10 protein-coding genes are annotated in these 12000 nt (G+C 38.1%); 5 read left to right on the top strand and 5 right to left on the bottom strand.

Annotated elements, in window-relative coordinates:
• Positions 1-177 precede the first annotated feature (177 nt).
• Complete coding sequence (locus J1E28_RS06515; protein WP_291027977.1) at positions 178-1398, bottom strand: HD domain-containing protein; 1221 nt, start codon at positions 1396-1398, stop codon at positions 178-180.
• A 267-nt stretch (positions 1399-1665) separates the two neighbouring features.
• Between J1E28_RS06515 and J1E28_RS06510 the strand changes: the two genes are divergently transcribed.
• The 4 genes from J1E28_RS06510 to J1E28_RS06495 all read left to right on the top strand — a co-directional run bounded on the left by J1E28_RS06510 (position 1666) and on the right by J1E28_RS06495 (position 4333).
• Positions 1666-1842 (top strand): hypothetical protein, encoded by a 177-nt coding sequence (locus J1E28_RS06510; protein WP_291027975.1) that lies wholly within the window; start codon positions 1666-1668, stop codon positions 1840-1842.
• Between the two features lie 27 nt (positions 1843-1869).
• Positions 1870-3855, top strand: coding sequence for an FUSC family protein (locus J1E28_RS06505; protein ID WP_291027973.1), 1986 nt, complete (start codon positions 1870-1872; stop codon positions 3853-3855).
• A gap of 68 nt (positions 3856-3923) precedes the next feature.
• Positions 3924-4031, top strand: a complete 108-nt coding sequence (locus J1E28_RS06500) for a GDP-mannose 4,6-dehydratase (protein ID WP_291027971.1) — start codon at positions 3924-3926, stop codon at positions 4029-4031.
• On the top strand, positions 4013-4333 hold the full coding sequence (locus J1E28_RS06495) for a GDP-mannose 4,6-dehydratase (RefSeq protein ID WP_291027954.1): 321 nt from the start codon (positions 4013-4015) through the stop codon (positions 4331-4333). Before J1E28_RS06500 ends, J1E28_RS06495 begins: the two co-directional genes overlap by 19 nt.
• A gap of 442 nt (positions 4334-4775) precedes the next feature.
• Here the strand turns inward: J1E28_RS06495 and J1E28_RS06490 are convergent, their stop codons facing one another.
• The 4 genes from J1E28_RS06490 to J1E28_RS06475 form a co-directional block, all read right to left on the bottom strand.
• A complete protein-coding gene (locus J1E28_RS06490) occupies positions 4776-5486 on the bottom strand; it encodes an ATP-binding cassette domain-containing protein (RefSeq protein WP_291027952.1) in 711 nt (236 codons plus the stop codon).
• Positions 5473-7110: a nickel ABC transporter permease subunit NikC gene (gene nikC / locus J1E28_RS06485; protein WP_291027950.1), complete on the bottom strand. Its 1638-nt coding sequence runs from the start codon at positions 7108-7110 to the stop codon at positions 5473-5475. The genes J1E28_RS06490 and nikC overlap by 14 nt, the downstream gene beginning before the upstream one ends.
• A gap of 3 nt (positions 7111-7113) precedes the next feature.
• On the bottom strand, positions 7114-8070 hold the full coding sequence (locus J1E28_RS06480) for an ABC transporter permease subunit (RefSeq protein ID WP_291027948.1): 957 nt from the start codon (positions 8068-8070) through the stop codon (positions 7114-7116).
• An 83-nt stretch (positions 8071-8153) separates the two neighbouring features.
• Positions 8154-9692 (bottom strand): nickel ABC transporter substrate-binding protein, encoded by a 1539-nt coding sequence (locus J1E28_RS06475; RefSeq protein ID WP_291027979.1) that lies wholly within the window; start codon positions 9690-9692, stop codon positions 8154-8156.
• A 227-nt stretch (positions 9693-9919) separates the two neighbouring features.
• Here J1E28_RS06475 and J1E28_RS06470 point away from each other — a divergent pair.
• The coding region (locus J1E28_RS06470) for a TonB-dependent receptor (protein ID WP_291027946.1) at positions 9920-12000 on the top strand (2081 nt) is incomplete at its 3' end.

Below are 12000 nucleotides of genomic sequence, written 5' to 3'. Positions count from 1 at the left end.
GGGTGAAACCACAATGCACATATATGCAGTATGCGCTATGATATTGCACCATTTTTGCTCCTTTTGCAAATATTTTTACGCCTTAAGATAAAATTTCATTGTAAGACAAAGCCTGTTAAGATTGGCTTAAATCCACTTTAAACTTCAATGCTCAAAGCATAGGATTCTTGCTTTTTATTACTCTGCAAAATCCCTAAAAAGTTTGCCCACATCGATATGTTGCACAATTTGTGTGGCACATTTATCATAAATACCCTCTGCGCCATTTTTTAAATCATCACTTGAAATGCCGTGGCTTATGGAGATTTTTGCCTCTAAATATGCACTTAGATGGTCAAAAATCTTTAAAAACTCGCCATAAATGGCATTATGCTCATTGGTATTAAAATGCTCCATTAGCTCCTCGCCACTTTTTGCAGTATAAGTAAAAGATTCAAGCTTGTAGCGATTGGCAAATTCATTTTGTGTAAAATAAGTAATATCCTCTTGTATATTAGATGGCACAATGGCAAGTATTTTTTCTCTTACTGCAGCCTCCTCAATATTTTTAATTAACCTATCAAGCCCCCTCACACTGCGCTTTATGGGCGAGATAATATCGCGAGTGAGAATTTCAGGCAAATCGTGGAAAAGCCCACATAAGAAATGATTAATACGCATTTTTTCACAACAGCCTATATCAAAGCTTACCAAATACGCGCTTAATGCCACAATAAGCGTATGTCCTAGCACTGAAGTAGCCGGCACTCTTGGGGTCTGACTCCAACGTTTTTGAAATCTAAGCTGCCCAAACATCGTAACAAGCTCACGCATATTCTCATAAAGCATAATCTCACGCATACCCGCAAGATGATAATGCTCCTCTACTTGCTTATTAATGATATTGCGGATATTTTGCACATCATACATATAAGGATTAAAATGATAGATAATATCAAACTCCCATTTGGACGCATAATAATGCGAAGCTTTGAGAATCTGCCTCTCTCTATTATTTTTTGTGCTTAGCAGATATTCCCTCATTTTAGGGAAAAATTCATACACGCCGAGTTCAGATTCAAGCTGTGCGCATACAAACTCTACAAGCTCTTTGTTATGCGTCTCTTGGAGCTTATGAAATACAGGGGGTTTAATATCAGTAAGGACAATACGCTCAAAAAATTCAAAACAAAATTGTAAAATCAATGCTTCCCAATCAATGCTATTGCCGATGTTTTCTTCATATTTTGCCAAAATATAAGCAATCACAATCTTATGCGCTTGTTTATCAAGCTCGACAAATTCTACCGGCGTGGCTTGGTCATTCCAACGCCGAATACTTGCAGCAACAAAAATTTTTTTGAGTAACCCCGCACTAAGGCGTGGAGGTTTGGGGGGTTTTTGTGATGTTTTTTGCATTTACTTTCCTTAAACATATAAGTCTATGTGCATTCTATAAATCTAAAGATTCTAGCATAATACACCACATACTTTGGTATATTAATAAAGAGGAATGATAGATGATTTTCATTTTAGTATTTATGATGTGTAAAAATGAGGTTATGGAGAGATTAAAAAACTACACAAATTACCCATAAAGACGATAAATAAGTTTATAAATTTGTAACCATAGCATACTACAATACGCCCATTTTATAAAAGCGTAGATTCTATCAAGGAGCTTGTATGAAAACAATTTGTGCCTTTGTATGTCTCTTTTTATGTGCTTATAGCTTCAGTGCGTGCAGTAGCAAAAAGCAGCCTGTGGGAAATTTCCAAAGCGTAGAGTGTCGCACAATTTGTCAAGGCAATGAATGCACACAGCAATGTGTGGGGGCGAGTGGGAATTATTACAAAAAATAATGATGCGCATATCATCTCATACTTATAATGTTTGAATCCTTTTATAATATCGTCTTTAGACGCTTTATTTATGTCTATGATGCGGGATTTTTAGGACTTTTTTATGCTTTTAAGGCAATGATTGCCATTTGTATAAGTGGGCTGCTTTGCTATATTCTGCTTGGCGCTCCTGTGGTGATTTGGTCTGTGATGATGGCAATGTATGTCTTTTTTCTCAATGGCTTTAAAAGCAGCAAAGATATGGATTGGCAATATCTTGTGCTTTTTGTTGTCTTTGTATGTGCGCTTATACCTCTTTTTGCTCGATTAGAGGGGAGTTTATGGCTAATTATCCCCTCGATGATGCTTGCCTTTAGCATTGGCATAAGCAAAGTCTATGATAGCGATTTGCCAAAGGTGCTTACTATGGCACTTGTGAATGCGCTTGTGGCAAATATCTATGCAAGCTCTCAACCTGATATATCATCACTGCATTGTATGGGAGCGGCACTCATTGGGGGGAGTGTAAGCATTGGCGTGAGGCTTTTTGTCTCATTTGGACAATATGGAAGATTCATACAAGCGCAATTTGTCGCCCAACTCTTTGAGCTTTCTATGATGTGTGAGAATCTTGGTAAGGCAGATTATGAAACGCTCAAATCTCAAGCCCTCAATCACATCTCTTTACTTAAAACAAAGCTCACTTCTGCTTCATCTAAGATTAAAGATGCTCATCTTATCAAAAACCACAAACGCGCCCTTTTTTATCTCTACAAACTAGAAAGCATATGCTATGTGCTTGATATTATGAACTACTATTTTTTACATCATCACTCCCCTGCTTTGCAAGAGGCACAGAAAGAAATGGTGGCTAATCTCAATGAACTCTCGCATATTTTTTATGGCAAAAAACCTCAAATCACAAAGCATTGCCTTGAATCTGCGATGAAAAATAATGCAGACTTAGGGTGGATAAATGCGCTTAAAATTTTTTATTCTAAAGTTGAATCCTTTACGCGTCTATCTTCTTTGCATTCTCAAGCTTTTGTAGAAAACCCCTCCTCTAAAAGCATAAAAGACTTATTTAACTCCCTCAAAGAGAATCCTGCACCATTTCTCTATGGCATTCGCTATGCAGTGGCGATTGGCTGTGCGATGTTTTTTACACAATTTTTTCAAATTAATCACGGCACTTGGATTGCCCTTGGTGTTATTTCTATGATGCACCCAAATATTGGCACGATTCAAACAACAGGTAAAGATTCTATTCTTGGAAGCTTTTTGGGCTTAATGCTTGGTGTTATTTTGGTGTTAGCCCTGCGAGATTCTTCTTTGCTCCTGTGGATTTTTATTCCTAATCTTTTTTTGGTGGTTTATTTTAAAACCTATCCTTTCGTGCTATGGTCTTTAGTGCTTATGGTAGAGCTTGTGCTGATGTTTGCGCTCTTAGATAGTAATTTTATTGAGCTGATTGCCTATCGTTTTTTTGATATTTTGCTTGGATTTTTACTTGCCTTTTGTATTTCTAAGATTCTCTATCCCCGATATAGCGCTGATGAGCTTATCCCTCAAACAACAACCTGCCTTGAAACTTTTGCTGCCCTCACAATGAGCATAGAAGATTCTAAGGGCTACACACTCACGCAACAAAATCAGCTTATGCGCCACCTTGATGAGCTCTCCTCACTCATTAATGAAAGCACAAAAGATAAAAAACGTTATGATGAATATATTTTGCAAGGTTTTGTTACCCTGTATGATCAATTCTCCCAACTCAAAGAATCGCTTTTCACGCTTTGTGAAAAAATCACCCCTGAAAATGAAAATAATATACTTTTAAGAAATGATATAAAAGCCTTGCGTTTGCGCTTTAATATGCTTTGTGCTATGCTTGAGGGAAAACCCTATTATTTTAAAACCGATGAAGACGATAGATTTTTGCTCAAAGAGGATTATATTTACCCACTTGTGCGTGATATTTTTGATGTGCAAAATGATGTATATGACTTTTTACACACTGCGCTTGGCAAATAGCCTTAATCTTTTGAAAGTTTTTAAGCAATTTTAGCTTACAATAGCACTATTTCTTATAAAGGATTGTGATGAAAAGGGCGCTTATTACAGGTATCACAGGGCAAGATGGTGCATATTTGGCTGAATTTTTGATTAAAAGGTGCGAGAATTTGTCAAAATGGCATTTAATGAGCTAGGCATTGAAATAGAATTTAGGGGTGAAGGCGTCAATGAAAAAGGCTACATCAAACGATGTGATGGGGATTTTCAAATAGAAATTGGCAAGGAAGTAGTGAGCGTTGATGAGCGATATTTTCGCCCAACTGAAGTAGAATTGCTTATCGGTGATGCAAGTAAGGCAAAGCAGAAGCTTGGGTGGGTGCCAGAGTATGACTTAAATGCGCTTGTAAAAGATATGGTGCGCAGTGATTTAAAATTAATGCAAAAAGATAAATACCTTAAAGATGGAGGATATACGATTCTAAGCTATTTTGAGTAATTAAAGCCTTGGGAGAAGGCAAAAATGGATTAAAGGCAATCAAGCAAGGTTTGAAAAACCTAAAACATAAGATTCTTAGAATCTTTTAAACTTATTTATTTACCTGATTGATTTTATTTGATTCTTGATATGAGTTTAGATTCTAATGTGAAGTTAGAATTACATTTCTATAAATTTGATTCTTTTATTCTTTTTGTAAGGGTGAGTAGAAATCTTACAAACAGGAGGAGAATAAATCTTTTTGCAAGATAAAATCTAAAAAACATTTTTAGATTTTATGGGTTTAAGTTAGAATCTACATTAAAGGCTTTATGTTTTTAGATTCTAATCTTGTATTTATTTTTTGCAGGGGATAAAGGAGGGGCTTAAATTTATTGGGTTTAGATTAGTATTTTTAAAGCAAAGGGAGATTTTGTCCTATTTTTAACCCTTAAAGTAGATTCTAAGCCCCTAGTTCCCCTTGTGGATTCATTATGCGCACATTTTCGCACAAGTTATAAGCTACCTCATCATCGTGGGTAATGAGCAAAATACTTGCCTTCGTGCGCTCTCGCCAATTTTTGAGATAATCTAGTATTGCCAAAGATAGCTCATAATCAAGCCCTGAAGTATTTTCATCAAGGATAAGAAGTTTTGGCTCAACGCTTAAAGCGCGTATGAGGCATACTCTTTGTGCTTCCCCGCCAGAAATCATTCCTACTTGCTTAAAGAGTATATCTTGAGGTAATGCGACATCTTGAGCTAAAGCGCATAATCGCTCGATATGCTCTTCTTTCTTATAAGTGGAAAGATATTTAAGTGGCTCAAGGCAGTTTTCAAGGCAAGTAAAATAAGGATTAAGTGAGCCAATGCAATCTTGAAAAAGGATTTGCACCTGCTTATAAAAAGCTCTCCTTTGGCTAAGTGTGCTAAGAGAGAGAGGGTGAGATTCATATCTTACCTCACCAACTGCCCCATTTTCATCTTTGCTTGGCTGCAAAAGCCCACAGGCAATCTTAGCCAAAGTGCTTTTGCCACAACCACTCGCTCCCATAATAGCAAGGCTTTGATTTGAGGGCAAATGCAGGTTGATGTGTCTAAGCACAGGCTTTGTGCGAGTAGCAAACACACGATAAGTTGTATAAGCATAGGAGACATTTTTAAACTCTAGCATTTGCTTTTTCCTTTAAAATGCGCTCTAAATGCTTCATTGTTGGCGTTTGGGGTTTATCATCTTGATTTTGCTTGATGATTTTTCCTTTATCAATGCGTGCAGATTCTGTAATCCTCCCCTGCTCTATCACATACACATCGCTCGCATTATCTGCTACAACTGCTAAATCGTGCGTGATAAGCAAAATACCGAGTTTATGAGATTCTTGAAGAGAGTGCAAGGTTTTAAGAATCTCTTTTGCTATGGGCTTATCTAAATCACTTGTTGGCTCATCGGCTATAAGAAATGGGGCTTGTGTAAGCAAAGCAAGAGCTATCATTACTCTTTGGAGCATTCCTCCGCTTAGCTCAAATGGATAGGCTTGAAGCACAGAATTTTCTAATCCTGCATTGTGCAAACACTGCTTGATATACTCCTCATCATAAGGCTTATGCAACACCTTGCAAGTTTCTTTAAAATGATATTTTATACTCAAAAGCGGATTGAAGCAAGTGCGCGGGGATTGCATAATACACGCAAAAATCACACCTCGATACAAGTGAGGATTTATAGGGATATCATTAAGCTTAATACTTCCGCTTTGCCAAATAAGATTTGGAGATAAAAAACCTTGCAAGGCTAATGCGCTTAAAGTCTTGCCACTCCCGCTTCGCCCAAGCAATGCGCTACACTTACCCCTTTGAATGCAAAGAGAATCCACATTAAGCATTGTAGAATGTGGCGAAACAATATGTAAATGATGAAGAGTAAGATTTTTGGCTTCTTTTATCTGTGTGGATTCTAGCTTTTTGGTATATGGGAGGCTTATATCACTAAGCTTATGCGCATCATTCAAGCTATCTCGCAAGCTCTCCCCTATCATATTAAAAAGCGCTACACATATAAACAACGCTAAACCCGGATAAATAATAAGCAAAGGATAATCCCAAAGATAATCTTTTGCCTCACTTAACATAATGCCCCATTCAGGCGTGGGTGGCTGCACCCCAAGCCCAAGAAAAGATAATCCTGCAATATGCAATAGCATATGCCCCATATCCATACTTGCTAACACCGCACATTGGCTAAGAATGGGAATCATCAAATGCCTTTTAAATCGCTGCATACTCCCCGCCCCAAAGGTAAAAGAAAGCAGAACATATTCTTTATTTTTAAGGCTAAAGACGATACTACGCACGATTCTTGCATACCACGCCCAATGTGTGCAGATAATAGCAATCATCACATTTTCTAATCCCGCACCAAATACCCCAACTAAAAACAAAGAAAGTGCGATTGTAGGCACACTCATAAAAATATCACATATACGCATACAGAGCGCATCAAGCCTCCCACCGATAAAACCACATAAGCCCCCTATACTCACACCTAAAAACACAATACAAATAAGCATCAACACCGCGCAGCTTAATGAAAGTCTTGCTCCATAAAGCAGACGCGAAAATATATCCCGTCCTAAATAATCACTCCCACACCAATGCACCAAACTTGCAGGAGCAAGAATATGATCCAAATCTTGCTCTTCAGGGGAAAAAGGGGCAATAAATGGTGCAAAAAGTGCTGCAAGAGCGATAATTACTACCCCTATAAGTGCGCATTTACCCCACCAACTCATTGCTTTCATAGCCTAGCCTTTAAAATCTTTGGCATCATCGCTTTGTTTGCGCATACGCGGATCAAAGAGGGCATAAAGCACATCAACAAGCACATTACAAAACACAAAAGTAGCACAAAGTAGCACAATAAAGCACTCGATAATAGGATAGTCGTGATTTGCAATACCTTGGATACTATAAAGCCCTATACCGGGCAAACCAAACACACTCTCAATTACAAGCGCACCGCCTATAAGCTCTCCTATGTGCATACCCATTGCTGTAAGGATTGGCAAAAACGCATTATAAAAAATATGATTCATATAAAGTCTAAGTCCCCTTACCCCGCGCATTCTTGCATATATGATATGCCTCTCTCCTTGCACTTGAAGCATATTTGCTCGAATTAACCGCGCAAGGATACAAATAGACATAGCCGCAATACTCACGCTTGGCAAGATGAAGCTTTGCACTCCCTCTATCCCTACCGCTGGAATCCACCCAAGATACACACTAAAAAGTAGCATTAATAAAAAGGCAAGCCAAAAATTAGGCATACTCACACCCACAAAACAAAAAAAGCGGATTAACATATCAGGGAACTTATTATGATAATATGCCCCTAAGATGCCTAGAGGAATAGCACACACAAGTGTTAGAATAAACCCACAAAGTATAAGTAAAAGCGTATTTGGCAAAAAATGTAAAAAGTCCTCACTCACACTTCGCCCACTCATATAAGATACACCAAAATCAAGCCTTAGGGCATTACTAAGCCACGTCATATATTGAGATAAAATAGGCTTATCAAGTCCAAAATCTGCCCTTATCTCCGCGATGAGTTCAGGTGTGGCAGGGAGATGAGAGTGGATAATATATGCCATTACAGGATCGCTCCCACCAAGCCTTAAAAGATAAAAAATGACAAAAGATACAATCAATACAATGGGTATTATAGAAAGAAATCTATAAAGAATAAATCTTTTCATACATTCACCTTAATTTGCTCTTAGTTATTATAGCGTCCTTTGTTGCTTGAATTGCATCACTCTTGTTTGCTCTTAAACTCACTTTAATCCTCATAAAAATCCCAAAAAGGCACCTCATAGCTTAACACACCCATATCAATACCTTGAATCTTTTTATGCGCTATGGCTTTATTTCTTTGGCTTGTAAGCGGGATATATACGCCACTTTCCTCAAGCATAGAGATAAGATTCCTAAGTGTGCTATGAAAAGCTTTAGAGGTGGGATTAAGCGCAATAACACCCCTAATTTCTTTATCAATAAGAGGCTTTATGCTTAAGCCAAGCTGTGCGGCATAGTCGATATGACTAGGAAGTAGCATAGAATGAAGCTCACTTAAAGGTTCATAGGGCGCGCCCCAGCCCTCTCTAAAAGCCATATCAAAAGCACCCTTTAAAAGGCGATGATGATATATCGTAGGCTCACTCGCACTTATACGCACTTTCACTCCCAGCACATTTAAATCATTTTGGATAATTTCAGCCATTTTTTTATGTGCTGGATTATCACCTATATACAAAATCTCTATGCCTTTTTGAGCAAGAGGAGAATCTACAGAATGCACGAGATTGCGCAAAAATGCTAAAGCTTCTTGGCTTTGAATAGAGTGTGTGCTATGCTCCTTTTCACAATCCTTACTTGTGGGAAATATACAATCTGTATCCTCTTGCAAACCACCATATACTGCCTTAATAAGCCTTTGCTTATTGATTGCATACCTCAAAGCTTTGCGTAAGATGAGTGCAGATGCGCTATTTTCAAGCTTAAAAACAGGAGAGGCAGAATTTACAACAAGGCTTAAACTATATAGAGGCGGACTAAGATAGGTTTTAAATTGTGGATTATTTTGCATACCTTTAAAAATCTCTAGTGGAATCTGATCATCTCCATAAATCATATCAATTTGCCCACTTTTGAGTGCAGCAAGCTTTGCGCTTGGGTCAAAAATTACCTTGCATATCACCTCATCATAGTAGATTCTCTGCTTTTTATCCCAATAATGCGGATTTTTTACTAAAGTATCACTCACCCCATAAATACTTTTTTCAAGCATATATGCCCCTGTGCCAATAGCTTTGGGATTATGTTTTATCATATCTAAATCTGCAGGTATAGCGCTTGGAGCTACAAATCGAAAAGGACGCACCGCTGCAAGTTCATTTAAAGTAGGACTATAAGGCTCTTTAAGTCTAAGGCGCACTTTATAAGGAGCAAGTTTTTGCACACTCTCTAATGCCACAGCCAAACCGCTCCAAGAATGCCTTGAGCGATTTTTAAGCACAGAGCGAAAATTAAGCACTACAGAATCTGCATCAAAACTTTCGCCATTTGAAAAGCGCACTCCCTCACGCAAGATAAAATCATATTGCAAAGCATCTTCACTTATCTCCCAAGAAAGCGCAAGACTTGGCACAATATGTCCATTTTTATCCGCACGCACTAACCCCTCATACACTGCATTTTGCGCAAACATTGCATTGCCTTGATAACCTTGTGGATTAAGCACTCCTATATTTTCAGATACTGCCATAATGAGTGTATTTTTACCCCATAGCACACCTACACAGAGCAAAATAATCATCACCCTACACAATTTTATTCCTTTATTTTTCTTATTTTTGCACCTTATAATAGCTCTAATTCTAAATAGAACAATTAAATATGATAATAACAAAATAAATTCTATGCAACTTCACACATATTATATTACAAAACATAACATAAAATCATAAAAAATAAATTTTAGTAATATTTAAGTCTTCATTGCATAAAATTAAAACTCAAATAAAACATTATTTTTAAGGATTTATGATGTTATTTAAGAATCTTATCCAAAATAGCACTTATTTCTATCAAACTCCACTTAAAATCTCATTTATCCTCACATTTTTTTTAGGCTCTAGCTATGGGATTGAGACTTATATGCTTACTCAATCCATAATCACAGAGAGCGCGCTTGCTACTGATGTGGAAAAAATCCCGGGCAATGTAAGTATCCTTAAAAATGAGCAGATTCAAAATATGCCCAATAATAAATTAAGTGATAGTATTAAAAAACTTGCAGGTGTGCGTATAGATAATGATGTAAGCTTTAATCCTCGCCCAAAAATTAAGGTGCGTGGGATTAATTATGGCACACTTCTTATGCTTGATGGCGTGATTTTGAGTGATTTGGAGGGAGAGGCGAGAATCTTAAACCAAATTTCACTCTATGATGTGGAGCGCGTGGAGGTGGCACGGGGGAGCTTCTCTAGCCTCTATGGCGCGGGAGCCATTGGCGGGGTGGTTAATTTCATCACAGCTATGCCCACAAGCTTTCAATCTCAAGTGATTCTAAGCTATGGAGATGAATTGCACAAAGACAGCGCGGAAAAAAATCTCATACGCGCTTACGCAAGTGTAGGCGATGTATTTTTGGATAAACGATTAAGGCTAAAACTTAGTGCAGGTTATACGCATAGCGATGGATATGCGAGCTTTCCCACGACTATCCCTAGCGGTGTGAGCCTCACAGATACTCCTAATGGTATCATCACAGACAAAGCAGAAAATCGCATCATCGGCGATGGCGGGAGGCGCGAATATGCTATCTATGATGTGCGCTTTAAAGCAGAATATGACTTTAATGAATCCAATATGCTCTCCACAATGCTAAGTTTTTCAAATCATCGCTATGACTTTGGGCATTTTACAAGCTATATCAGTGATAGCTCTACAGGCAAAAGCACTTTTCTTGTTGATGGGAAGGATTATTTTGTAGGCTCTGGCATTGGTGGAATGGGCGATTATTCACATTTATTAGGGAATCTCACCTATTGGCATCATTTTAGTGAATCTTCACTCAAAATTGCACTTTCTTCAGTAAATCTTTTTAGTCAGTGGCAAGATGCAGAGCAGGGCATTGGCGATAGATATGGCGGAGCGGGTAACACACAAGATATTGATTCTACAAGTAATTATGTAGATATTGTATATGATATGCAGCTAGGAGATGCGCATACTCTTACCACTGCAGGGCAATTTCGCTATTATGATTTTAGGCAAGTCAATGCGCGTATGACAAATTGGAGAGATTCAAGCACTCGCGCAGATATATATCGCGACTATGGCGGCAAGGCTTTTGTGGCTTCGGCTTTTATGAATCTCAATTCAAGTTGGACACCAAAGCTCTCGAGTACATTAGGAATCCGCTATGACTATTGGCGCAATTATGCAGGTTATCTTCTTGATCATACTCAACCCAACACAAATCGCACCAATCAAGGTGCAATCTCCTCTGTGGTTAGCCCTAAGCTCTCACTTAACTACGCGCCACAATCCCTGCAAGGCTTTATCTTTAAAACCTCATTTGGCTCGGGATTTAGAATGCCAACAATGAGAGATATGTATCAATTTAGCCACGGCAATACCATTTGGGAGATTAATCCTGATTTGAAAAAAGAGAGTGCTTTAAGCTTTGATGTGGGGGTAGAATACTATAACAAAGGCTTTGAAAGCAAACTCTATTATTATGATAGTGAGCTTTGGGATATGATTTACCGCTCGGGCAATGGGAGCCAAAATAATCCTTATAAAAATATCAATGCAGGGAGGGGGAGGATTCACGGCATAGAGCTTAGTGCGCAAGTGCCAATAGTGCGTGATATATATTTGGAGGGAAACTACACACTTACTCTTGCCACGATTTTAAAAAATGATACAAATCCCCAAACAGAGGGTAATCAGCTTGCTGCTACTCCAAAGCATATCGCAAATCTTGCACTTAATTATTTCCCTAAACAAGGCTTTTATGCGTCAATTTGGGCATATTATGTCCCCGCATTTTTTGCCGATGATATGAATACCCCCGCCCTCACACATACCTATGGGAATTACGAATCCCAATTTACTCT

It is taken from the genome of Helicobacter sp., from assembly GCF_022511165.1.
Classification (GTDB): domain Bacteria; phylum Campylobacterota; class Campylobacteria; order Campylobacterales; family Helicobacteraceae; genus Helicobacter_C.
This window is presented reverse-complemented; position numbering and strand designations above follow the sequence as displayed.

Excerpts from the sequence above, each read along its gene's own strand:
- J1E28_RS06515 (WP_291027977.1), bottom strand. The coding sequence starts at position 1,398 with ATGCAAAAAACATCACAAAAACCCCCCAAACCTCCACGCCTTAGTGCG.
- J1E28_RS06510 (WP_291027975.1), top strand. The coding sequence starts at position 1,666 with ATGAAAACAATTTGTGCCTTTGTATGTCTCTTTTTATGTGCTTATAGC.
- J1E28_RS06505 (WP_291027973.1), top strand. The coding sequence starts at position 1,870 with ATGTTTGAATCCTTTTATAATATCGTCTTTAGACGCTTTATTTATGTC.
- J1E28_RS06500 (WP_291027971.1), top strand. The coding sequence starts at position 3,924 with ATGAAAAGGGCGCTTATTACAGGTATCACAGGGCAAGATGGTGCATAT.
- J1E28_RS06495 (WP_291027954.1), top strand. The coding sequence starts at position 4,013 with ATGGCATTTAATGAGCTAGGCATTGAAATAGAATTTAGGGGTGAAGGC.
- J1E28_RS06490 (WP_291027952.1), bottom strand. The coding sequence starts at position 5,486 with ATGCTAGAGTTTAAAAATGTCTCCTATGCTTATACAACTTATCGTGTG.
- nikC (WP_291027950.1), bottom strand. The coding sequence starts at position 7,110 with ATGAAAGCAATGAGTTGGTGGGGTAAATGCGCACTTATAGGGGTAGTA.
- J1E28_RS06480 (WP_291027948.1), bottom strand. The coding sequence starts at position 8,070 with ATGAAAAGATTTATTCTTTATAGATTTCTTTCTATAATACCCATTGTA.